20 protein-coding genes and 2 tRNA genes are annotated in these 23,470 nt (G+C 59.3%); 5 read left to right on the forward strand and 17 right to left on the reverse strand.

Annotation, left to right across the window (positions count from 1 at the left end):
* Positions 1-105 precede the first annotated feature (105 nt).
* Together AACY02_RS02525 and AACY02_RS02530 are read right to left on the reverse strand one after the other, a co-directional pair.
* A tRNA-Met gene (locus AACY02_RS02525) sits at positions 106-182 on the reverse strand.
* A gap of 221 nt (positions 183-403) precedes the next feature.
* A tRNA-Met gene (locus AACY02_RS02530) sits at positions 404-480 on the reverse strand.
* A gap of 280 nt (positions 481-760) precedes the next feature.
* Here AACY02_RS02530 and dinB point away from each other — a divergent pair.
* Positions 761-1,822 (forward strand): DNA polymerase IV, encoded by a 1,062-nt coding sequence (gene dinB / locus AACY02_RS02535; protein ID WP_339430611.1) that lies wholly within the window; start codon positions 761-763, stop codon positions 1,820-1,822.
* A gap of 109 nt (positions 1,823-1,931) precedes the next feature.
* On the opposite strand, the gene AACY02_RS02540 is transcribed toward dinB, so the two are convergent.
* The 4 genes from AACY02_RS02540 to AACY02_RS02555 all read right to left on the reverse strand — a co-directional run bounded on the left by AACY02_RS02540 (position 1,932) and on the right by AACY02_RS02555 (position 6,704).
* Complete coding sequence (locus tag AACY02_RS02540; protein WP_339430612.1) at positions 1,932-2,885, reverse strand: hypothetical protein; 954 nt, start codon at positions 2,883-2,885, stop codon at positions 1,932-1,934.
* Between the two features lie 17 nt (positions 2,886-2,902).
* The gene (locus AACY02_RS02545) at positions 2,903-4,618 is read right to left on the reverse strand and encodes a proline--tRNA ligase (RefSeq protein WP_339430613.1); all 1,716 of its coding nucleotides are present in this window, start codon (positions 4,616-4,618) and stop codon (positions 2,903-2,905) included.
* A gap of 129 nt (positions 4,619-4,747) precedes the next feature.
* Complete coding sequence (locus tag AACY02_RS02550) at positions 4,748-6,307, reverse strand: AmpG family muropeptide MFS transporter (RefSeq protein WP_339430614.1); 1,560 nt, start codon at positions 6,305-6,307, stop codon at positions 4,748-4,750.
* Positions 6,308-6,350: 43 nt separating this feature from the next.
* Complete coding sequence (locus AACY02_RS02555; protein ID WP_339430615.1) at positions 6,351-6,704, reverse strand: MGMT family protein; 354 nt, start codon at positions 6,702-6,704, stop codon at positions 6,351-6,353.
* Between the two features lie 163 nt (positions 6,705-6,867).
* On the opposite strand from AACY02_RS02555, the gene AACY02_RS02560 reads away from it, so the two are divergent.
* A complete protein-coding gene (locus AACY02_RS02560) occupies positions 6,868-7,875 on the forward strand; it encodes a DUF481 domain-containing protein (RefSeq protein ID WP_221731464.1) in 1,008 nt (335 codons plus the stop codon).
* A 154-nt stretch (positions 7,876-8,029) separates the two neighbouring features.
* Here AACY02_RS02560 and AACY02_RS02565 read toward each other — a convergent pair whose 3' ends face one another.
* On the reverse strand, positions 8,030-8,239 hold the full coding sequence (locus AACY02_RS02565; RefSeq protein ID WP_002554837.1) for a cold-shock protein: 210 nt from the start codon (positions 8,237-8,239) through the stop codon (positions 8,030-8,032).
* Between the two features lie 353 nt (positions 8,240-8,592).
* Here AACY02_RS02565 and dcd point away from each other — a divergent pair, with 353 nt between their 5' ends.
* Together dcd and AACY02_RS02575 are read left to right on the forward strand one after the other, a co-directional pair.
* Positions 8,593-9,159, forward strand: a complete 567-nt coding sequence (dcd, locus tag AACY02_RS02570; RefSeq protein ID WP_339430616.1) for a dCTP deaminase — start codon at positions 8,593-8,595, stop codon at positions 9,157-9,159.
* Positions 9,160-9,265: 106 nt separating this feature from the next.
* Complete coding sequence (locus AACY02_RS02575) at positions 9,266-9,475, forward strand: hypothetical protein (protein WP_339430617.1); 210 nt, start codon at positions 9,266-9,268, stop codon at positions 9,473-9,475.
* A 40-nt stretch (positions 9,476-9,515) separates the two neighbouring features.
* Here AACY02_RS02575 and pdeM read toward each other — a convergent pair whose 3' ends face one another.
* From pdeM to AACY02_RS02625, 10 genes are all read right to left on the reverse strand, one after another.
* Positions 9,516-10,172 (reverse strand): ligase-associated DNA damage response endonuclease PdeM, encoded by a 657-nt coding sequence (gene pdeM, locus AACY02_RS02580; RefSeq protein WP_339430618.1) that lies wholly within the window; start codon positions 10,170-10,172, stop codon positions 9,516-9,518.
* On the reverse strand, positions 10,172-12,658 hold the full coding sequence (locus tag AACY02_RS02585; RefSeq protein WP_339430619.1) for a ligase-associated DNA damage response DEXH box helicase: 2,487 nt from the start codon (positions 12,656-12,658) through the stop codon (positions 10,172-10,174). Before AACY02_RS02585 ends, pdeM begins: the two co-directional genes overlap by 1 nt.
* Positions 12,659-12,850: 192 nt before the next feature.
* On the reverse strand, positions 12,851-13,615 hold the full coding sequence (locus tag AACY02_RS02590; protein WP_339430620.1) for an ABC transporter ATP-binding protein: 765 nt from the start codon (positions 13,613-13,615) through the stop codon (positions 12,851-12,853).
* 13 nt (positions 13,616-13,628) lie between these two features.
* Positions 13,629-14,747, reverse strand: a complete 1,119-nt coding sequence (locus AACY02_RS02595; RefSeq protein ID WP_339430621.1) for a succinylglutamate desuccinylase/aspartoacylase family protein — start codon at positions 14,745-14,747, stop codon at positions 13,629-13,631.
* Positions 14,748-14,759: 12 nt separating this feature from the next.
* Positions 14,760-15,470 (reverse strand): ABC transporter permease, encoded by a 711-nt coding sequence (locus tag AACY02_RS02600; protein WP_221731458.1) that lies wholly within the window; start codon positions 15,468-15,470, stop codon positions 14,760-14,762.
* Positions 15,467-16,195 carry an ABC transporter permease gene (locus AACY02_RS02605; protein WP_339430622.1) on the reverse strand — a complete coding sequence of 243 codons (729 nt, stop codon included), beginning with the start codon at positions 16,193-16,195 and terminating at the stop codon, positions 15,467-15,469. Before AACY02_RS02605 ends, AACY02_RS02600 begins: the two co-directional genes overlap by 4 nt.
* Before the next feature lie 57 nt (positions 16,196-16,252).
* Positions 16,253-17,035: a transporter substrate-binding domain-containing protein gene (locus AACY02_RS02610; protein WP_221731456.1), complete on the reverse strand. Its 783-nt coding sequence runs from the start codon at positions 17,033-17,035 to the stop codon at positions 16,253-16,255.
* Positions 17,036-17,264: 229 nt separating this feature from the next.
* A complete protein-coding gene (locus tag AACY02_RS02615; protein ID WP_339430623.1) occupies positions 17,265-18,953 on the reverse strand; it encodes an ATP-dependent DNA ligase in 1,689 nt (562 codons plus the stop codon).
* Positions 18,950-19,984, reverse strand: coding sequence for a ligase-associated DNA damage response exonuclease (locus AACY02_RS02620; protein ID WP_339430624.1), 1,035 nt, complete (start codon positions 19,982-19,984; stop codon positions 18,950-18,952). Before AACY02_RS02620 ends, AACY02_RS02615 begins: the two co-directional genes overlap by 4 nt.
* 183 nt (positions 19,985-20,167) lie before the next feature.
* Positions 20,168-22,618 carry a penicillin acylase family protein gene (locus tag AACY02_RS02625; protein WP_339430625.1) on the reverse strand — a complete coding sequence of 817 codons (2,451 nt, stop codon included), beginning with the start codon at positions 22,616-22,618 and terminating at the stop codon, positions 20,168-20,170.
* A 212-nt stretch (positions 22,619-22,830) separates the two neighbouring features.
* Here AACY02_RS02625 and AACY02_RS02630 point away from each other — a divergent pair, with 212 nt between their 5' ends.
* Positions 22,831-23,388 carry a cysteine hydrolase family protein gene (locus AACY02_RS02630; RefSeq protein WP_339430766.1) on the forward strand — a complete coding sequence of 186 codons (558 nt, stop codon included), beginning with the start codon at positions 22,831-22,833 and terminating at the stop codon, positions 23,386-23,388.
* The last annotated feature ends 82 nt before the right edge of the window (positions 23,389-23,470 follow it).

Below are 23,470 nucleotides of genomic sequence, written 5' to 3' on the forward strand. Positions count from 1 at the left end.
GATGATCCTGGACGATTCACTGCACTGTGACAGCTCATTGTTGCGAAAGGACTTTTTCCACAGATACAAAAAAGGCCACTCTTTCGAGTAGCCTTTTTTGATGTTTGGTTGCGGGAGCCGGATTTGAACCGACGACCTTCGGGTTATGAGCCCGACGAGCTACCAGACTGCTCCATCCCGCGTCTGTGTGGCGGCATTCTACAGGCGAACGGCGAGGTGTCAACCGCTAATTCCGTAAAGGGTCAAATAAGTGTGGAATCGCGCCAAACGGTCGCAGGTGGCGCGTTAAGTTTCGGAAACGAAACGAATTCCTGTTTGACGGTTGTCATGGCTGCGAGGGCTGAAACTGAAAAACACGCACGCACAAAAAAGGCCACTCTTTCGAGTAGCCTTTTTTGATGTTTGGTTGCGGGAGCCGGATTTGAACCGACGACCTTCGGGTTATGAGCCCGACGAGCTACCAGACTGCTCCATCCCGCGTCTGTGTGTCGGCATTCTACAGAGGATCGCTGGGCTGTCAACCTTCAATCCGGATAAAAAGTGTTGAGGTTCAATCGGTTAGCGTTTTATTGGGATGTTGGAACACGCTACAGGTCAGGTGGGACAAGGCTTTCGGCTCTATTGGTTGTCGATTTTCGATTGAGAAAATAAATTCATAGGGCTTTTCCTACAGATGGAAAAGAACATTCAGACCACTGGTGCTATATACAGTTGTCAGTGAGATACTGCCTATCCGGTTCGCCACGTTTCCTTTTCTGACATGACTCAGCGAAAAATCATCCACGTCGACTGTGACTGTTTCTACGCCGCCATCGAAATGCGCGATGACCCGCGCTTGGCCGGCAAACCGTTGGCGGTGGGCGGGTCGGCAGATCGGCGCGGGGTGATTGCCACCTGTAATTACGAGGCGCGTGCCTATGGTGTGCGCTCGGCCATGTCATCGGGGCATGCCCTGAAGCTGTGCCCGGACCTGACCATCGTCAAACCGCGCATGGACGCCTATCGAGAAGCTTCAAAGGAAATTCATACAATCTTTGCCGATTACACTGATCTGATCGAGCCACTGTCGCTGGATGAGGCCTACCTTGATGTGTCGGACAGTGCCCATTTCGGTGGCAGTGCCACGCGCATCGCCCAAGACATCCGCCGTCGCGTCTCCAACCAATTGCACATCACTGTTTCTGCAGGCGTGGCGCCGAACAAATTTCTGGCGAAGATCGCCAGTGACTGGAAGAAGCCCAATGGCTTGTTCGTGATTACGCCGGATCAGGTCGAAGATTTTGTCAGCGGCTTGCCGGTAAGCAAATTGCACGGTGTCGGCAAGGTCACCGCCGACAAGCTGGGCAAGTTCGGCATCGTCGACTGTATGCAATTGCGCGAGTGGGACAAGCTGGCGCTGGTGCGCGAGTTCGGCAGTTTTGGCGAGCGACTCTGGAGTCTTGCCCGTGGGATTGATGAGCGGCTGGTCCACAATGACAGTCGCCGTCAGTCGATCAGCGTGGAAAATACCTACGATGTTGACCTGCCGGATCTGCGCAGTTGCCTGGATAAGCTGCCAGAGCTTCTGGAAACCCTGAAAACCCGTATGGCGCGAATCGATAGCAGTTATCGCCCGGGCAAACCGTTCGTCAAAGTGAAATTCCACGACTTTACCCAGACCACGCTGGAGCAGGCCGGGGCAGGGCGGGATCTTGGCAGCTATCAGTTGATGCTCACGCAGGCGTTCAATCGGGGTGGCAAACCGGTACGTTTGCTGGGGGTTGGCGTGAGGCTTGAGGATTTGCGCGGCGGGTTTGAGCAGATGGAGTTGTTTGAGCGGTAGTTTTGCGGTGAATATCGTTCGGCCTTCGCGGCAAGACCGCTCCCACAGGGAATTTGTGCAAGACACAGATCCAATGTAGGGGCGGGCTTGCCCGCGATGCTTTCAGCTTTTAATTAGATCCTGGATCAGCCACCAGGCGTCCCGCATCCTTGGTCAAGGACTTGAGAAATTCAGCCTGCAACTCGGGATCGTTACGCGTCAGTTCGATCAGGCTTTGTTCCAGTTCGCTGGCTTCTTCTTCCAGGCCCAGTTCCGACAGACGTTTGACTCGGTGCACCCACTGGCTCACTTCGTCATCTTCAAGGTCGTCGTAAATCAGCCCGTGGGCTTCCAGCAGCTTGCCACGCAGGTGGCTGCTGATCACCAGGGATGAGTCAGAGTGCACGTCATCCTTGGCGTCTTCGACGCTGATCTGCAATTTGCCGACATGATTGAGGTCATTTTCGGCGAACGGACTGTCCAGCAGGTTGAGACGCAGCACGCCGTTGCGGTCGGTGGTCATGTCGAAAGTCTGTTTGCCAGCCTTGACTTGTACCGGGCGCTCGCTCCACGGCAGGCTCGAATACTCCGTGCGCTTGTCGCGTTGGACTTCATCGATGCCGGCCAGGTTCTGTTGCGCACGACCGTTGGACTGCACGTTCATGAACGGGTTGAGTCCGGCGAAGCCGTAGCTGAGCCAGTCCTTGGTCACGCTGTCCGGCAAGTTGCCGAGCGCGAATACGTTGACCACGTTCGCGCCGACGCCACCGACCACGGCCACCACACCCAGCGGGATCTCGTAGATTTCCCGCCAGGGCTGGTAAGGCGTGTAGCGATCGTAACGACGGGTGACGTCGAACTCGGTGACTTCGAACGTTTTCTGCTCGTTGATCTTCACGCGTCGCTGCGGCAGCTCAAGCACCTTAGGCTCACCGACATCGATCTGCAGGCTGTGATCGAGCAGCTTGCGCTCGACCCGCTCTTCGTGCTCGCTGCGCTGTGACATGTGATTGGCACAGCCGCTGACCAGCAGGGCACCGCACAGGGCGGTGCCACCGAGGCCTAAGGTGTTTCGCTTGAACATGACGTCTCTATCTGGTTTCAGCGGCGGATACGGGCCTGAAGGAAGGACAATACGTCAGCCACCGGCAGCGCTTGCGCCTCGCCTTCGGTACGGCTCTTGTATTCCAGGTTGCCTTCGGCGAGGCCGCGGTCGCTGACCACGATGCGGTGTGGAATGCCGATCAGTTCCATGTCCGCGAACTTGATGCCCGGGCTGGTTTTCTTGTCGCGATCGTCCAGCAGCACTTCGAAACCGGCCGCAGTCAGTTCCGCGTACAGCTTGTCGGTGGCTTCGCGAACCTGTTCGGTTTCATAACGCAGCGGCACCAGCGCGATCTGGAACGGCGCCAGGGTGTCGCTCCAGATGATGCCGTTTGCATCGTTGTTCTGCTCGATGGCGGCAGCCACCACGCGGGACACGCCAATACCGTAGCAACCCATTTCCAGGGTCACTGGCTTGCCGTTTTCGCCCAGCACTTCGCACTTCATCGCTTTGCTGTACTTGTTGCCCAGCTGGAAGATGTGACCGACTTCGATGCCGCGCTTGATTTCCAGCGTGCCTTTGCCGTCCGGGCTTGGGTCACCCGCCACCACGTTGCGCAGGTCAGCCACGGTCGGAACCGGCAGGTCTCGCTCCCAGTTCACGCCGAAGTAGTGCTTGTCATCGATGTTCGCGCCGATACCGAAGTCGCTCATCAGCTCGACCGAGCGGTCGATGATGATTGGCAGCGGCAGGTTCAGTGGGCCGAGGGAACCGGCACCGGCGCCAATGGCGTCACGCAGTTCGGAGTCGGTCGCCATGACCAGCGGGCTGGCAACGCCGGGTTGCTGGGCGGCTTTGATCTCGTTGAGTTCGTGGTCGCCTCGGATCACCAGAGCGATCAGTTTGCCTTCTTCTTCGGCGCGCACGATCAGGGTCTTGATGGTCTTTTCAATCGGCAGATTGAATTTTTCCACCAGTGCAGCAATGGTCTTGGTGTCCGGAGTGTCCACCAGACGCAGCTCTTGAGTCGGTGCAGGGCGGGAAGTCTCTCGTGGCACCGCTTCGGCTTTCTCGATGTTCGCCGCATAGTCGGAGCCGTTGCTGAAGGCGATGTCGTCTTCGCCGGACTCGGCCAGTACGTGGAACTCGTGGGAACCGGCGCCGCCGATCGAGCCGTTGTCAGCCTCGACAGGGCGGAACTTCAGGCCCAGACGCGTGAACACGTTGCAGTACGCCTGATGCATGCGGTCATAAGTGACCTGCAGCGACGCCTGGTCGGTGTGGAACGAGTACGCGTCTTTCATGATGAATTCGCGGCCGCGCATCAAACCGAAGCGTGGGCGGATTTCGTCACGGAATTTGGTCTGGATCTGGTACAGGTTGATGGGCAGCTGTTTGTAGCTGCTCAACTCGTTGCGCATCAGATCGGTGATCACTTCCTCGTGGGTCGGGCCCGCGCAGAAGTCGCGACCGTGGCGGTCTTTGATGCGCAGCAACTCAGGGCCGTATTCTTCCCAGCGCCCCGATTCCTGCCACAGTTCGGCCGGTTGGGTGCTCGGCATCAACACTTCCAGAGAGCCGGCAGCGTTCATTTCTTCGCGAACGATGGCTTCAACCTTGCGCATAACCCGCAGGCCCATGGGCAGCCAGGTGTACAGGCCCGAGGCGAGTTTGCGGATCATGCCGGCGCGCAGCATCAGCTGATGGCTGATCACGACCGCATCGGAAGGCGTTTCTTTCTGTGTGGCGAGCAAAAATTGACTGGTGCGCATGGTTGGCCGTTGTCGGTTGCTATGACTGGAAATGACGGAGCAGTGTACCGGCGAGTTTTGCTGCCGTACAGAAGTGTGGTCAGTGCAGTGGGGTAACGGCGGGATTCCTCCCGCCGTTGGCGAAACGTCTTACGATTCTTCCGCAACCGGCGTCGGCACGGGCTCCGGCGTCGGTGTCGGGCCTTCGCGACGGCTTTCCTGGAACCAGTGCAGGGCGATCAGCACCAGTGTCGGTACGCCTAGCAATGCGGTGATGAGGAAGAAGTTGTGGTAACCGAACTTCTCCACCATGACCCCGGAATACCCACCAATGAGGCGCGGCAACAGGAGCATGATCGAGCTGAGCAGGGCGTATTGCGTTGCGGAGAATTTCAGGTTGGTCAGGCTCGACAGGTACGCAACAAACGCCGAAGTTGCAAGGCCCGAGCTGAAGTTGTCGAGGGAAATGGTCACCACCAGCATCTTAAGGTTCGGCCCCATGTCGGCCAGCATCAGGAACAGCAGGTTGGTGCCTGCCGAGGCCGCGCCACCGATAAACAGGATCGGCAGAATCCCGAAGCGTACGATCAGCAGGCCGCCCATGCCCGCACCCACGAGGGTCATGATCAGGCCGAAAATCTTGCTGACGCTGGCGATCTGATCCTTGGTGAAGCCCTGGTCGATGTAGAACACGTTGGCCATCACGCCCATGACCGTGTCGGACATCCGATAGGTAGCGATCAGCCCGAGCAACAACAGGGCTTGCCAGCGGTAGCGCAGGATGAAGTCGTTGACGGGCGTCAGCACGGGCGCAAGCCCACGGCGTCCCATGGCCGACAGGCACATCCAGGTGAGCAAGGTGTAGAGAATGGCGCGCAGGAAGGCGCGGTCTTCGAGCAGCAGGTCCAGCGGGCTGACGCCTTCAAACAGCACGCTGGCGAAATCGGTGTTGTACAACTGAGTGAACATCGCCGGCACGGACACCAACAAGATGATCAGTACCAATACCGACATCAATTGGTGCATGAAGGTGTAGCGGCCGGCCTGCAATTGGGTGCGCAGCGGCACTGGCGGTTCACGCATGAACAGGGTCGTGAGCAGGGCGGGAATCATCAGCGCGCCGAACAGCGCATACGTGCCAGCCCAGGCCGAATGTTTGTAGTTGAAACCGGTCGAGCCAAAGCCTTCGGCGAAAAACAATGCGCCAGCGGTCGCCAACAGGGCGGCGACACGATAGCCAGACATATAACTGGCGGCCAGTGCTGCCTGGCGGCTGTCGTCTGCGATTTCCAGGCGATAGGCATCCACCGCGATGTCTTGGGTGGCGGAAGCGAAGGCGACGACAACGGCGATGGCGATCAGCCAGGACAGATGCTTCTGCGGATCGCAGAAACCCATGCCGATCAGGCCCAGAATCACCAGCACCTGCGAGAGCACCAGCCACGAGCGGCGACGGCCAAGCTTGCCCAGCAAGGGCAGGCGCCATTGGTCGAGCAGCGGTGACCAGACCCATTTGAACGCATAGGCCAGGCCGATCAGGCTCGCGTAACCAATGGTTTCCCGGGCCACGCCGGCCTCACGCAGCCAGACGGAAAGCGTTGAAAACACCAGCATGTACGGCAGGCCGGCGGCGAAACCCAGCAGCAACAGCACGAGTGTCGAAGGACTGGCATAGGCGGCGAGCGCGGCGCGCCAGGTTTTACGGGGCATGGGCTGAAGTCTGCCTCAAGATTGCGAAAACAAAGCGCGCACTCTAACCGCTGTGCTCTACCGGACGCCAGCCATGGCGCTGAATATCCACACGATTGTTCAGGATGGTGATGCCTTCCATGCGCAAACGCGCACGTTGTTCATCGCCCGATGGGCTGCCTGCCGGCAGGCTGATCCGACCGCCGGCGCCCAATACGCGGTGCCAGGGCAGTTTGGTGTCGCCGGGCAATTGACTCAGGGTGCGCCCGACCCAGCGCGCGGCACGCCCCAGCCCGGCAAGGTCAGCCAATTGACCATAGCTGACGACCTTACCCTCGGGCACTTGGGCGAGGGTCGAGTAGAGCGCCGTGCGTCGGATTTGCGCTTCGCTCTCGTTTTCGTGAATCAGGTCTGTCACGTCCGCGGTTCCTGAATGTGTTCGTTCGATATTTTCAAGGGTAAATGCAGACCGTGCAGTTGAGAAATGAACTCAATAGAAATAGTCCGGTCAGTCCTTGTCAGGGTCTTATTCCTACGGATAATGCCGAACTTTTTCGCAAACTTGAGCCCTCGATTCGCTTATGTTTTCCAGAACCTTGCTGTGCCTTGCTGTTTTCAGTGCGTCCACGCCCCTGCTTGCCGACACCGTCTGGATGAAGAACGGCGACAAGTTGAGCGGTAAAATCACCCTGTTCGATGGCGGTAAGCTGTTGGTTCAGACCCAGTACGCTGGTGCGGTCTCGATCAACTGGAAAGAGGTCAAGACCCTGGAAAGTGACCAGGAGTTGCTGGTCAAGCAGGATGCCTATAACGGTGAGAAAGCCAAATCGCTGACCGCTGCCGGCGACGGAAAGGTCACGCTGGCCAACGGCGAAGCGCCGAAAACCGTGGAGCTGGCGAGCATTCAGCAAATTCTCAAGCCCAAGCCGGTGGTCGAGGATCTGGTGTGGAAGGGTAATGTCGACCTGGCACTCGATTATCAGCGCGCCGAAAAGGACACTGATGATTACGACATCGGCTTCAAGACCTCTGCGCGTCATGGGCGCTGGCGTCATACCGCTGAAGGCGAATACAACCGCGAAGTGCAGAATGACGTGACCACCACCGACAACTGGCGCGCCGAGTATGCACTCGACCGGTTCCTGACCGATCAGTGGTTCTGGCAGGGGCGCCTGAACTACAAACGCGATCACGTCGAGGAATTGTCACGTCAGCGAGTCGTAGGTACCGGCCCCGGCTACCAGTTCTGGGATGACGAATTGGGTGCGTTCTCGCTCGGCTCGCTGTTGAATCGCACTGACTATGAATACAGCGATGGCAGCAAGGACAACTTTTACTCCGTCGCGATGAAGTGGGACTACAACCGCTACCTGATTGGCAAGAAGGTCGAGTTCTTCACTAACGGTGAGGTCGGCAAGCCGTTGTCCGGTGTGGCGGACTACGCGCTGGATGCCGAAATGGGGCTGCGCTACAAGGTTACCGACTGGGCTTCGCTGAATCTCAAGGCTGAGCGCGACATCATCAGCGGTACCGATGATGCGGATTTGAGCAAGACACGTTACACCGCAGGCTTTGGCGTGGCCTGGTAAGGCAAAAGCAAAAGATCGCAGCCTGCGGCGGCGCCTACAAAGAATCAGCGTAGGAGTTGCTGCGGGCTGCGATCTTTTTTTGCGCCTGGAAAACAAGCGCCCACAAAAAAGCCCCGCTTTTAAGGGCGGGGCTCTTTTCTAAAGAAGCAACAAGTTAGATAACTTGTACTTCTTCAGCTTGCATGCCTTTCTGACCGCGGGTAGCGATGAAAGAAACCTGTTGGCCTTCTTTCAGGCTTTTGAAGCCGTCGGATTGGATAGCTTTGAAGTGAACGAACAGGTCGTCACCGGATTGTGGAGTGATGAAGCCGAAGCCTTTTTCATCGTTGAACCACTTAACGGTACCGGTTTGGCGATTAGACATGGTGTAACTCCTTGAACAAAGATAACTGCGACGCAGGAAGAACCCTGGCCGAGACTGAGTGCAAAGAGCAGGAAAAATTCTTGTAGATGGTTGGATCGAAATTCAACATATCGTGTAGAGATTCTCAGTGACACAAGCAGCACAGTGGCGCCACCTTAACCCTTTTTCCCGAACGTGCCAATGCTTCTTGCGAAGGTTTCTCTGTTTTAAGGATCAGCGGTGCGACAGTTCGTCTCCAGAACCCGTATTTTCAGCGTGTTCGGCGAGAATTGCAGCGCGCACTTTGAACCCGGCGGCGCGCCCGGTAAGATGCCGGACAGAATTTTTCCACCTCGCTATTCAGGACACCCGCCATGAGCATCAAATCGGACAAGTGGATTCGCCGCATGGCGCAGAAACACGGCATGATCGAACCGTTCGTCGAGCGCCAGATGCGCGGCAGCGACGACAGCCGGGTGATCTCCTACGGTGTGTCGAGCTACGGCTACGATGTGCGTTGCACCAGCCACTTCAAGGTGTTCACCAACATCAATTCGGCCATCGTCGACCCGAAAAACTTCGACGCTGGCAGCTTTGTCGATATCCACAGCGATGTCTGCATCATTCCACCGAACTCCTTCGCGCTGGCCTGCACGGTCGAATACTTCCGCATTCCACGCAACGTATTGACCATCTGCCTGGGTAAAAGCACCTACGCGCGCTGCGGCATCATCGTCAACGTCACGCCGCTTGAGCCGGAGTGGGAGGGCCACGTGACGCTGGAGTTTTCCAACACCACTAACCTGCCGGCGAAAATCTACGCCAACGAAGGCGTGGCGCAGATGCTGTTCCTTGAGTCCGACGAGGAATGTGAAGTGTCCTATAAGGATCGCGGCGGCAAGTATCAGGGCCAGCGTGGCGTCACTCTGCCGCGTACCTGATCGTCCATCCGGCGGATGTCGGGAATTCTTTGGCGGGCAGACACTCTATGGGGTGTACTGCCCGTTTTTGTTTCTGGCAAAACGGGCCTTCGCTGAGGAGTGTTCCATGAAGATCGATCCGCATATCACTGCCGAACTGGCAAGGCTTGAGCCCAATCAGGTTGGCGTTTTAGCCTGGTCCTTGTTGGCACACCCGACCCTGAGCATGGCGGGGGGAATTCCCGGTCAGCCCGATCCTGATACCCCCAACGAACAACCGACCGAGCCGGGTGAGCCGACGCGTCCCGACGAGCCGCCACCGGCGCCAGTTGCCTAACTCACATGCGATGGCCCCTCATTTGAAGTCCTCGAAGGCTTCAACTGACGGGCCATACTTCGTTATCACCGATGACAAATATCCTGCAGTTGTCATCTCGTTTGATCGCATAACCACCGGTGAACGCGCCGAACGCCGGCATCAAGCTGACGCGTTCGCCCACGCTGAAACACGCCAAACGCAAACTCTGCCGGCCCTTGCCATGCAGCCGATAAACCGGGTGCACATGACCGGCCAGCACATGTCTTTCGGGATGAGGAATCGGTTCATGCTGCAAGGCAAACGGCCCGAGCAGCATCGGTTCTGCAACCACTCTGATGTTAAGCGCCACTGGTGGATCGCCCGCACGTTTGTCGTGATTGCCACGGATCAGCGTCATCGGCAGATCCGCGTGGCGAGCTCGCCATTGCGCCAGCGCGTTCAATGTGCTGGGCGAATGAGAGCCCGGACCATGAAGGAAATCACCCAGAAAAATGAGTTGCCGACAGGGATGCTGGTTCAGCAGTCGATCGAGCATCGCGATATTGCTCGCCGTCGTGCCTTGCGGAACGGGCTGCCCGAGGCTGCGATAGGCGCCAGCCTTGCCAAAATGGACATCGGCGATGAGCAGCGCCTGTTGTGCCGGCCAATACAGGGCTTTTTCCGGCAATAGCCAGAGTTCTTCACCGGCCAGATGCACAGGGTAGAGCGTACTCATCAGCGTTTGCCCGTGTCGGCAGATTGCTCCAGGTCGCCGACCATCCGTCTGATACGGTCAGCGAGTTTTTCCGAACTCATGCGCTCGCGCATACGTTCCACCAAGAGGGGAAACCCCAGGGGCGTAGGGCGTTTGATCCGGTGCATGTCCAGTTTCATTCCTTGGAGGCGCTCCAGCGTCTGTTCCAGCCTGCGAATATCCAGTTCTTCACGCAGGACTTCTTCCCCGGCTTGCGCCAGCAGCAGATTGTCACGGTCATATTGTTTGAACACTTCGAAGAATAATCCGCTGGAGGCTTGCACCTGGCGGGTACTTTTCGGTGCGCCTGGAAAACCGGCGAACACCAGTCCGGCGATCCGGGCGATTTCCCGAAAGCGCCGCAAGGCCAGTTCTCCGGCGTTGAGACTGGCCAGAACGTCGGCTAACAGATGATCGCAAGTGAATAACGCCTCGTTCAGGTGTTCTGCCCAATCAACCGGCGTGGCGCTGAGCAATTCCAGCCCGTAGTCATTGACGGCAATCGAGAATGTCAGCGGCTGACGCTGACTGACGCGCCAGGCCAGCAGGCTTGCAAGCCCCAGATGCACTTGTCTTCCGGCGAACGGGTAGAGAAACAGGTGCCAGCCTTCACGGGATTTCAGCGCTTCGGTCAGCAGGTGGTGGGTCGTGGGCAAGCCAGAGGCGCGCGCCTGCGTTTCCAGCAGGGGGCGCAGTGCCTGCATTTCCGGACCGGCAAACTCACCTTGCGCGGCGGCGCTCAAGCGCGTCACCACCGCTTGCGCCAGTTCACTGGAAAGCGGCATGCGTCCGCCGTTCCAGCGTGGTACGGCGGCTTTTTTAGCGGCGCTGCGTTTGACGTAAGCGGTCATGTTTTCCACGCGCACCAGTTCCAGCAAACGTGCAGCGAACAGAAAACCATCACCCGGTTTAAGGCGGGCAATGAAGCCTTCTTCGACGCTGCCCAATGGCTTGCCTGCGCCGCCCTTGCTCCAGAACTTCAACTGCATGCTCGCGTCGCTGACGATGGTGCCGATGCTCATGCGGTGCCGCCGCGCCAGTCGCGCATCGGGCACGCGCCAGACACCATGCTCATCCGGTTCGACCCGGCGGTAATCCGGATAAGCCGTCAGAGACATGCCGCCATGGCGTACGAAAGCCAGCGCCCATGCCCAATCGACGGGTGTGAGGTCGCGATAAGCCCAAGCGCCACGGACTTCTTCGTACAACGCTTCGGGTATAAATCCGCCCCCCAGTGCCATGCTGACCACATGCTGCACCAGCACATCCAGCGGTTGATGCGGCGACCATCGTGGTTCAATTTGTCTTTGCTCCACGGCATCGCGAGCGGCGGCGGCCTCGATCAGTTCAAGGCTGTGCGTCGGCACCAGCGTTACTCGTGAAGTGCGCCCCGGTGCGTGGCCAGATCGCCCGGCGCGCTGCATCAGACGTGCCACGCCCTTGGCTGAGCCGATTTGCAGCACGCGCTCTACCGGCAGGAAGTCCACGCCCAGATCCAGGCTTGAGGTACACACCACGGCTTTGAGTTGCCCGTCCTTGAGCGCCTGCTCAACCCAGTCGCGGGTGTCGCGGGACAGCGAACTATGGTGCAAAGCGATCAACCCGGCCCAGTCCGGGCGCGCCTCAAGCAACGCCTGATACCAGATTTCCGACTGCGCCCGGGTGTTGGTGAACACCAGGCTGCTGGCGCAGGCGTCGAGTTCGGCGACCACTTGCGGCAGCATCTTCAGACCGAGATGCCCGACCCATGGAAAACGTTCGATGGTCGGGGGGAGGAGGGTGTCGACTGTCAGGGATTTTTCGCTCTGGCCCTGAATACTCACGCCACCGCCCTGTGGGATCAGCACCTGTTCGGCGTGGGATTGATTACCCAGCGTGGCGGAGACGCCCCAGACGATCAGGTCGGCTTGCCAGTGGCGCAGGCGGGCGAGGGCCAATTGCAATTGCACGCCGCGTTTGTTACCGAGTAGTTCGTGCCATTCGTCGACAACCAGCATACGCAGGGTTGAGAGCGCAGTTTGTGCGTCAGCGCGGGCGAGCATCAGCGTCAGGCTCTCAGGTGTGGTGATCAGCGTGGTGGGCAGGCGTCGACTCTGACGGGCCCGTTCGCTGCTGGCGGTGTCGCCTGTGCGCAGGCCGATGCTCCAGGGAATGTGTAAATCATCGACAGGCATTTGCAGGGCGCGCGCAGTGTCGGCGGCGAGGGCGCGCATTGGCGTGATCCACAGCACGGTCAGCGGTTCGGCCAGCGGTTTGCGTTTGCGCGATGTTTCGACGGTTGGCGCGGATCTGGCGAAACGATTGAGTGCCGCAAACCACACGGCATAGGTTTTACCGGCGCCGGTGCTGGCATGGAGCAAACCGGATTCGCCGTTTTTGACAGCGGCCCACACCTGTTTCTGGAACGCGAAGGGCTTCCAGTGTCGGGCGCTGAACCAGGTTTTTGCGAGGTCGGGGGATTTCGCCATGCGGGCTGCGCGCATTCTGGAGGGGTTATTCCAGTGACCGCGGTGCCCGCTAACAAGTTTAATTTCGTCAGTAGCTCAATACCCTTGTGGGGGCGAGCCTGCTCGCGAAGACGTCGCCACATTCAACATCATTGTTGACTGACCGATCGCTTTCGCGAGCAGGCTCGCTCCCGCAGGTTTTATGTGTGCAAATTATTTGAGGTTGCCGCTGAGGAATTGTTGGAGGCGCTCGCTTTTCGGATTGCCCAGCACGTCCTCAGGCGCGCCTTCCTCTTCGACCAGTCCTTGGTGCAAAAACAGGACCTGACTGGATACTTTGCGGGCGAAGCTCATTTCGTGGGTCACCATGATCATGGTCCGGCCTTCTTCAGCCAGCCCCTGAATCACCTTCAGTACCTCGCCCACCAGTTCCGGATCCAGCGCCGAGGTCGGTTCATCGAACAGCATGACTTCCGGCTCCATCGCCAGCGCGCGGGCAATCGCCACACGCTGTTGCTGGCCGCCCGACAGAAACGCCGGGTACTGATCCGCCACCCGCGCTGGCAGGCCGACCTTGTCCAGATAACGTCGGGCACGGTCTTCGGCTTCCTGTTTGCTGCAGCCCAGCACCCGGCGCGGGGCCATGGTGATGTTTTCCAGCACGGTCATGTGGCTCCACAGGTTGAAATGCTGGAACACCATCGCCAGGCGCGTGCGCAGGCGTTGCAGTTCATTGGCATCAGCCACATGCACGCCATGGTGGTCGGTGACCATGGCAATCGCTTGGTCGTCGAGACTCATCGCGACTTGATTGGGTTGTTCGAGAAAATTGATACAGCGCAAAAAGGTACTTTTGCCCGAGCCGCTGGCGCCGATCAGGCTGATCACGTCGCCAGTCCTGGCCTTGAGCGAAACGCCTTTGAGCACCTGATGGTCGCCATAGCTTTTGTGCAGGTTTTCAACGGTCAGTTTGTACATGGGACAGACATCCTCAAGGCGAAAGTAGGTAGCCGCTGCGATAGGCTTCAGCGCCCGCGACGTGGGCGATCACCATGCCGGCCGTGGCCATGCGCCGCAATGAGCGGGCGTACATCAAACCGGCAATGGTGCAATGAATGGGCGTGACCCGGTCGTTGATCGGGTCAATGATTTCGGCGATCTGCTGACCAGCCTCCAGGTATTGCCCCGCAGTGGCGCAATACACCAACAGGCCGCCGACTGGCGTGATCACCGGTTCCACCCCGGCCAGCGGCGTGGCGGGGAACGGCAGTGGCGGCTGCGGCTTGGTTTCGCCAACGATCGCATCGAACTGCACCAGATAATCGAGCAGCGCCTGGCAGTCGCGGCTGGCCATCGGGTGATTGACATCACCCTGGCCGCGCAACTCCACGGTCACCGAGAAACTGCCCAGCGGAATCTTGAAGTGTTCGCCGAAACGTTCTTTGAGTTGCCACCAGAGCAGGGTGAAGCATTCATCGAACGACTGACCGCCGGAATCGGTGGCCAACAGACTGGCCTGGGATTCGATGTAACGCGCCAGAGGCTCGACCTGCGGCCACGCTTCGGGCGTGGTGTAGAGGTGAACCACCGATTCGAAGTCGCAATGCAGGTCGAGCACCATGTCCGCATCGCAAGCCAGCCGTTGCAGGATCAGGCGTTGGGATTGCAGTTGCGTACTGGCGGTCTGGCGGGCGAGGGCGCTGCGCAGGCTGGCGCGGATCAGCTCGAGGTTGCGCTGCGGGTCGTCGCTCAGTCTGCCCTCGATGTCGTTGCCGATTTCTTCGCTCAGGTCGACGAACCAGCGGTTGAAGTTCTGCCCGCTCTCCAGCTCGTAGCGGCCCAGCGGCACGTCCATCAGCACTTGTTCGAGGCCAACCGGGTTGGCCACCGGCACCAGCACGATTTCGCTGCGCAGGCGCCCGGCGGCTTCGAGCTCCTTCAGGCGCTGCTTGAGGTGCCAGGCCACGAGCATCCCGGGCAGTTCGTCGGCGTGCAGCGAAGACTGGATGTAGACCTTGCCTTTGGCCTGCTCCGGGCCGAAGTGAAAACTGTGAATCTGTCGTGCGGTCCCCGGCAGCGGGGCCAGCAAGTCATGTATCTGGTGGCGCATTTGAGCTAAGTCCTAGTGGGTCGGCCCGAGGAAGGCCAGCCATCGGCGTTCGGCGAGGCGGAACAGGCCGACCAGCGCGAAAGTAATGGTCAGGTAGATCAGCGCGGCGATGCCGAACGACTGAAACGTCAGGAAGGTCGCCGAGTTGGCGTCCCGGGCCACTTTCAAAATGTCAGGGACGGTCGCGGTGAAGGCCACGGTGGTCGAGTGCAGCATCAGGATCACTTCGTTGCTGTAATAAGGCAACGAGCGGCGTAGCGCCGAGGGCATGATCACGTAGGCATACAGCTTCCACCCTGTCAGCCCGTAAGCTTTGGCCGCTTCGACTTCGCCGTGGTTCATGCTGCGAATCGCCCCGGCGAAAATCTCCGTGGTGTAGGCGCAAGTGTTCAGGGCAAAGGCCAGAATGGTGCAGTTCATCGCATCGCGAAAGAAGCTGTCGAGAATCGGCTGCGCGCGCACGGCGGCCAGGCTGTAGATGCCGGTGTAGCAAATCAGCAACTGGATATACAGCGGCGTACCCCGGAACAGGTAGGTGTAGAACTGCACGGGCCAGCGGATGTAGAAGTGCGTGGAGACCCGAGCGATCGACAGCGGAATGGATGCGAAGAATCCGATGAAGATCGAGGCGCTGAGCAGCCACATCGTCATCGCCAGCCCGGTGATGTTGTTGCCGTCGGTATAAAGGAAGGGTTTCCAGTATTGCTGTAGAAGTTCGATCATCGTACGGCCTCCCGGGAGCCGGCGGCATAACGGCGTTCGAGCCTGCGCAGGATGATGTTCGAGGCGCTGGTGATCAGCAGATAGATCAACGCGGCGAGTACCAGAAAGTAGAACAGTTGATAGGTGCTTTTGCCGGCGTCCTGCGCGGCTTTGACCAAATCGGCCAAGCCGATGATCGACACCAGCGCGGTGGCCTTGAGCATCACCATCCAGTTGTTGCCGATGCCGGGCAGGGCGAAGCGCATCATCTGCGGGAACACCACCAGGCGAAAACGCTGGCCGCGTTTGAGGCCATAGGCGGTGGCCGCTTCAACCTGGCCGCGTGGCACCGCGAGGATTGCGCCACGGAAGGTCTCAGTGAAATACGCGCCATAAATGAAGCCCAGGGTCAGGACCCCGGCGCTGAACGGGTCAATCTCGATGTAATCCCATTCCAGGTAGTCGGTGAGCAGGGTCAACCAGGTTTGCAGGCTGTAGAAAATCAGCAGCATCAGCACCAGGTCGGGCACCCCGCGAATGAGCGTGGTGTAGAGCTGGGCGGGCAGGCGCACCAGTTTGACTTTTGACAGCTTGGCACTGGCGCCGATCAGACCGAGCAGCACGGCCACCAGCAGCGACATCGCCGATAATTTGATGGTCATCCAGGTGCCTTCCATCAGCAAAGGACCGAAGCCCTTGAGGCTGAAGGCAGAGAGCCCCAGATTTTGTAAGAGGGTTTCAAACATAAATCAGCAACCTGAGCGGGTGGAAAAGGCGCCCATCGAGTGATGGGCGCCGGGGTGTTATTTGCCGCTGTACAGATTCAGATCGCCAAAGTGTTTCTTCTGGATGGTGGCGTAGGTGCCATCATCGTGTAACGCTTTGATACCTTTATCCAAAAGTGCCTTCAGCGCAGTGTTACCTTTCTTAATACCGACAGCAGTTTTGGCTGGCAGCAATTCGCTGTCCACTGGCTTGCTGACGTCATAATCGGCGCCCTGTGGCGACTTCAAAAAGCCCAGTTCGGCTTGCAGCATGTCCTGGATGCCAGCGTCGAGACGGCCGGACGTCAGGTCGGAATACACCTGATCCTGGTTTTGATAGGCCTGGGTTTTCACGCCTGCCTTGTCCAGAACGGCTTTGGCATAGGCTTCCTGAATGGTGCCTTGCTCGTAGCCCACGGTTTTGCCCTTCAGGGACGCCACGTCTGCTGTGACGCCAGAACCTTTCTTGAACACATAAGCGGTCGGACCGGAGAACAGTTCGCTGGAGAAGTCGATGACTTTTTCACGGGCCGGGGTCACGGTCATCGACGAGATCACACCGTCGAATTTATTGGCCTTGAGGCCCGGAATCATGCCGTCGAAGTCACTTTCGACCCACTTGCACTTGACCTTCAGTTCGGCGCAGATCGCGTTGCCCAGGTCGATGTCGAAGCCCACCAGGCTGCCGTCGGCCGCTTTCGACTCAAACGGTGCGTACGAAGGGTCAACGCCAAAGCGCAACTCTTTGTATTCCTTGGCCAGCGCGGAGCCGGCGGCCATGCACAACGCCAGTGCAGAAAGGGTCAGCAATGCTTTTTTCATTATTCAATCCCTAAGAACCAATATGAGCGCTTGTGGCGCAGAATTATTGTTACTGGAACGCGTACGACCCATTAAAAGTAGCAATTTCCGAACCACAGTCCCGAACAAGTGTTTTAAAAGGTTGGGGAAGGGAGAGGAGAGAGTGATTGGTGCACAGAAACGGGCACCGTAAATACCTTGCACCAAATCAGTTCAAATGGCGTCGACGCGCGGCGTGGTACTGATCCAGTCAGGCCAGCAGATCTTGCAGTGTTGCCAGACTGTCCGCTTCTTCTACGGTTTTGTCCTGGCGCCAGCGCAGCATCCTTGGGAACCGCACCGCAATCCCGCTTTTATGCCGTCGCGACAGGGCGATCCCTTCGAAACCCAGTTCAAATACCAGGCTCGGCTTGACGCTGCTGACCGGGCCGAATTTTTCCACGGTGGTCTTGCGTACGATGCTGTCGACTTCGCGCATTTCTGCGTCGGTCAGCCCGGAATAGGCCTTGGCGAACGGTACCAATGTACGTTGACTCGACTCCGGCGGCCCGTCCCACACGGCAAAGGTGTAATCGCTGTAGAGGCTGGCGCGCCGCCCGTGACCGCGCTGTGCGTAGATCAACACCGCATCGACACTGAACGGATCGACCTTCCATTTCCACCAAACGCCCATGTCCTTGGTGCGGCCGATGCCATACAAGCCGTCGCGTGCCTTGAGCATCATGCCCTCGACACCTAATCGGCGAGAGGCTTCGCGCTGGCGGGCGAGGTCAGACCAATCGGTGCCGGTCAACACCGGCGAGGCGAGCAACACCGGGCTGTTGCAGCGCGCAATGACCTCTTCCAATTGGGCGCGGCGCTTGGCTTGCGGCTGGTTGCGCCAGTCTTCGCCCTGCCATTCCAGCAGGTCGTAGGCAAGCACCACCACCGGCACCTCCTGGAGAATTTTCCGGTCAAGGTTTTTGCGGCCGATCCGCTGTTGCAGCAGGGCGAACGGTTGCACCGCTGGCGGCTCTGGCGATTGCGGATCGAAGGCGTCTTCAGTGCTCGGATGGGTGCTTTTCCACACCACGATTTCGCCATCGATCACTGTGCCATCGGGCAGGCCGTGTACCAGCGCATCAAGTTCGGGGAAGCGCTCAGTCACCAACTCTTCGCCCCGCGACCAGACCCACAAGCGGCTGTCACGCTTGATCACTTGCGCACGAATGCCGTCCCACTTCCATTCCACTTGCCAATGACTGGCAGGCCCGATCAGCCCTTCAAACGCTTCAACCGGTTGCGACAAAGCATGAGCAAGAAAAAACGGGTACGGCTGACCGCCGCGCTGGGCATGTTCATCGGCAGATTCTGGCGCGATCAATTTCAGATAGCTGGCGGCGTTCGGTCGGTTGGACTGATCGGTGTAACCGACCAGGCGTTGCGCTATGCGCTTGCTGTCCAGGCCGGCCATTGAGGCCAACGCCCGTGTCACCAATAATTTCGACACGCCGACGCGCAAACTGCCGGTGATCAACTTGATGCACAACATCAGGCTCGGTCGATCCAGTTGCGCCCACAGCGCCGGCAGTTGCTTGGACAGGTAGTCCGGGGTTTCACCGCGCAGCGGCAGCAATTTGTCCTCGATCCATTGCGCGAGGCCGGCATCGGAGTTGTGCGGATTTTCCGGAAGCACCAGCGAAATGGTTTCCGCCAGATCGCCTACCGATTGATAGCTTTCCTCGAACAGCCAGGGTTCCAGGCCGGACACCCCGACCGCACGTTCACGCAGGATGCGCACCGGGACCAGTTGCCGAGGGCGTCCGCCGCAGAGGAAGTACACCGCCCACGCCGCATCTTGCGGTGCTGCCTGGGCGAAGTAGGCTTGCATTGCCGCCAGTTTGGCGTTGCTCGACGTGGTCGCGTCGAGCTCGGCGTACAACTCGGCGAAGGCTTTCATGCAGACGTCTCGGCAATGGTCGGTTCGACGGTGATGTTTTCGTCTTCGTCATCGCCGTATTCGGTGTTGAAGCCTTGAGCATCCAGACCTTGTTCACGCAGATGGCGCACCAGGACGCCTATCGAGCCGTGGGTAACCATCACCCGTTCGGCGCCGGTCTGATTGATCGCCCAGAGCAGGCCGGGCCAATCGGCGTGATCGGACAGCACGAAACCGCGATCGACCCCGCGCCGTCGGCGGGGGCCGCGCAGACGCATCCAGCCGCTGGCGAAACCGTCGCTGAATTCACCGAAACGCCGCATCCAACTGCTGCCACCGGCCGAGGGCGGAGCAATGACCAAGGCCTGGCGCATGATCGGGTCGTTCTTTTTCAGGTCACCGGCATAGATCGTCGGCGGCAGGTACACGCCAGCGTCGCGGTAAACCCGGTTCAGCGGCTCCACAGCGCCGTGGCTGAGGATCGGGCCGAGTGTTTCATCGATGCCATGGAGAATCCGTTGGGCTTTGCCGAATGAGTAACAAAACAACACGCTGGCCTTGCCGGCGGCGATGTTGGCCGACCACCATTGATTGATCTCGCTTAACACCTGTGCCTGCGGCTGCCAGCGGTAGATCGGCAGGCCGAAGGTCGATTCGGTGATGAACGTGTGGCAGCGCACCGGTTCGAATGGCTGGCAGGTGCCGTCCGGCTCGATCTTGTAATCGCCCGACGCGATCCAGACTTCGCCGCCGTATTCCAGACGTATCTGAGCCGAGCCGAGTACGTGGCCAGCCGGATGAAAGCTCAATGTGACGCCGTGATGAGTCAGGCGCTGACCGTAAGCCAGGGTTTGCAAGTGGATGTCCTGGCCGAGGCGGGCGCGCAGGATGCCTTCGCTGGCGCTGCTGGCCAGGTAATGCTGGTTGCCGGTGCGGGCGTGATCGCCATGGGCATGGGTGATCACCGAGCGTTCGACCGGCCGCCACGGGTCGATGTAAAAATCCCCGGCGGGGCAGTACAAACCTTCAGGGCGGGCGATAACAAGATCCATGTCGTTACCAGAATGGAGGGCTTGTTAGCTATGAGGTTTGGGCGTGCTCAGAAGTTCTATGGATTTTTCAGTGCGTGGGGACAAAGCCAATGTGGGCTTGTTCGCGAGGGTGTCGTGTCAGTCGAGATATTTCGTAATGACACAGCGCTTTCGCGAGCAAGCCCGCCACAGAGGGACGGCGTTTTATTCACCCGGCGTAAGGGTCAAGCGCGTCTTGCCGTAAACCCGCTCAAAGTTCTGCGGTTGCATCGGCAAACCGATGTACTGGCCCTTGAGCCATGCATCAATCCCGTTGAGGTAATTCGGGCTGACCGGATTGCCCGACTGGCCCGTACCGTTTTGCCCCATCAGCGGTTCGGTCTGGCCGAAGTCGACGATAAACCGCATCGACGGCGCATGGGTCGTGTTGAAGTCCTGCCCCCAGTTAAACGCCGCCGTGTTCAACGTCGTGTGATCGCCGCCCGCCGCCAGCGGCCCACGAACGGTCTGGCCATCGGCATTCTTCCACGCGTAGCTGTGCAGTTTGCCCCACTGCCAGGCCTTGTGATCGCCACCCAACAGACTGTCGCCGGCGGTAATCGCTGCGGCCAGGCTGCGGGCGAGAATCAGCGCTTTATCCTCTTTCTGCGCCGTGCGAATGTCATCCCAGAACGGACTGTCCTCGCGTCCCAGCAGATGATCAGCCTGGGCTGTGTAGGATAAGTTGCCATTGGCAATAAACGCTTTCCACGCCGGGCTGGACTCGGGGCCGAGTTCGTCGAGGAAGATCTGTTTCATGCTTTCTTGCAGGAACAGTTCGTAGATCGCCGCGTCGGCGGACGTCGGGCTGAGCTTGCCGTCGAACGCCATCAACCGGCTAAAGGCTTCGCGGGCCTTGCCGCGTTCAATCGGCGGCAAAGCGTCGATGGCCTGTTTCAGCGATTGTTTCATGCCCGGTGCTTCGAATACCTTTTTCAGCTTGGCGGCGAACGTGGTGGTCTGGTCGTATTGCATGGCAATCACGCTGCGACTGTCGTGTTTGCCGCTGCCGGCCAGTTCGGCCAAGCGTTCGCCACGCTCCGGCGCGGCCCAGGAGTTGGACAACTGCATGCCGTAACCGTGGGGGATGACACGCTGGTTGGCGGTGCCGAGCCAGCCCTGTGCCGGATCCTGATCATAGGGATGTAGCATGGGGTCGGCGTAACCGTCCCAATCGTAACGGCCTTCCCAGCCCGGCGATGGCAGCAGGCCTTCGCCTTCACGACGGTTGGGGAAACGCCCGGTGACTTGCCAGCCGATGTTACTGGCGTCGGCGAACACCAGATTCAGGGCGATCGCGCGGATTTCCCGGCTCGCGTCCGAGGCGCGCTCAACATTCTGCGCACGGCTCAGGTCAAAAAACGCGTCCAGGGATTTGTCGTCGGTAAAACTCGGCGTCTGCAAGGCCAGGCCAAAACCGTTGCCTTGTGCCGCCGCCTGAGCGCTATTGAGCAGGGCACCGTGACGGGTTTCGTACACTGCTTCGCGAATCGGCCGCTGGCCTTTGACGAAGTAGGTTTCGTTGCGCACGCCCAGCGGCTGCCATTTGCCGTTGACCTCGTAGGTCAGGCTGCTGCCCTGGCGGCGGATCTTTTCCAGAAACAGGTCCTGGTTGTCGCCGAGCACGCTGCTCAGGCTCCACGCCACTTTGCCGTTGAAGCCCCCGAGGACCATCGGCAAACCGGCGACGGTGACGCCGGCGGCCTGATATTTCGGCGCGCGGATCTGTACAAAGGTCCACAACGACGGCGCGGCCAGCGGCCCATGGCTGTCGCTGGCCAGCAGGCTTTTGCCGCTGCGGCTGCGTTGCGGGGCCATTGCCCAGTTGTTCGAAGAGGTGGCGCCGAGCAAGTTCAGTGCCGATAGCTGCTGGCTGGTGTTACTCAGTTCGTTCAGGCCCGGTATTTGCCCGTTGAGCTTGAGCCCTTTGAGCTTGTCGGCTTCAGCCAGCGGCAGGTTCTCGTCTGGTGCGGAGGGGGTCAGCCAGGCAAGTTTGTCGGTGGTCATGGTTTGCGCCAGGACCAGCGACGAGATCTCTTGCGGCAGATTGGCCGACTGGCTGAAGTTCAGCAGTGCAAAAATCAGCGCCGAATCTTCCGGTTTCCAGTATTCAGGCTTGTAACCGCTGGAGGCGAGATCCCCCGGCAATTTGTCGGCGTAGCGGAACAGGTAGGCGTTGACGCCCCGGGCATAGACTTCGAAGAAACGCTTGAGCCGTGGCGACGAGGCTTTATACAACTCGCCGGCACTTTTCTTCAGGTTGACGGCGCGCATGTAGCGGTCGGCATCCAGCATCGAGGCGCCAGACATTTCCGCCAGACGGCCCTGAGCCAACAGACGCAGCGTGACCATTTGGTTGATGCGATCGCTGGCATGCACGTAGCCGAGGCTGAACAGCGCGTCATGGAAGCTGTTGCTTTCGATCAACGGCATGCCCATGGCATTGCGCCGCACCGAAACGTTCTGCGCCAGCCCCTTGAGCGGTTGCACGCCGGAGGTGGGTGGGAGGCTGTCCTGAGCGTTCCAGGTCTGGCAACCGGACAGGCCCAAAACACTGGCCACTGCTGCGGCAACGCCGAACCGGGGAAGAAAATGTGTAAGGGCTGGCGAGGCCATGGCAAAGCTCCTGCGGGGGGTAGCGTCAGTAAAGGCGCTACGTTAGTGAGCAGGAGGATGCCGCGCAAGCGGGGGCGGGGGTTATTTCCAGATTTATGGCGGACGGTAAACCCCGGCATCAGGTCGTCCCGTGTGCGTTCGATCGCTTGCTTTGAGGAAGGGGGGGATGCTCAAGTGCACATTATTCAATGAACCGCGTGAGAGAAATCGCCATGGAGCTTCAGGCCAACGCCGCACTGATCATCATCGACCAGCAAAAAGGCATCCTGCATCCGCGCTTGGGGCGGCGCAATAATCCTGACGCTGAAGCGCGAATCCTTGATTTGCTGGGCATTTGGCGTAGCAGTGGGCGACCGGTGATTCATGTGCAGCACTTGTCGCGCTCGCCGGAATCAGTGTTCTGGCCCGAGCAGTCCGGAGTGGAGTTTCAGGCAAGGTTTATGCCGCAGGACGGCGAGTGGCTGATTCAGAAACAGGTCCCGGATGCATTTTGTGGCACGGGGCTGGAGGCGCGGTTGCGTGAAGCGCGGATCGCACAGGTGATCATCGTTGGCGTGGCGACCAACAACTCGGTGGAATCCACCACGCGCACGGCGGGCAATCTGGGGTTCGAGGCGTGGGTCGCGGAGGATGCGTGTTTCACCTTCGACAAGGCCGATTATTTCGGTACGCCGCGTTCAGCCCAGGAGGTACACGCGATGTCGCTGGGGAATCTGGATGGGGAGTATGCGACGGTGGTCAGTTCAGGCCGGATTCTGGCTATCGCCTGAGAAACCTGTGGGAGCTGGCAAGCCCGCTCCCACAAGGATCGCGATGCAAACAAAAATGGCGACTGACGTTGATTAACCTGTA

Origin of the sequence: Pseudomonas sp. EA_65y_Pfl2_P78 (assembly GCF_963970495.1) — a bacterium.
Classification (GTDB): Bacteria; Pseudomonadota; Gammaproteobacteria; order Pseudomonadales; family Pseudomonadaceae; genus Aquipseudomonas; species Aquipseudomonas baetica_A.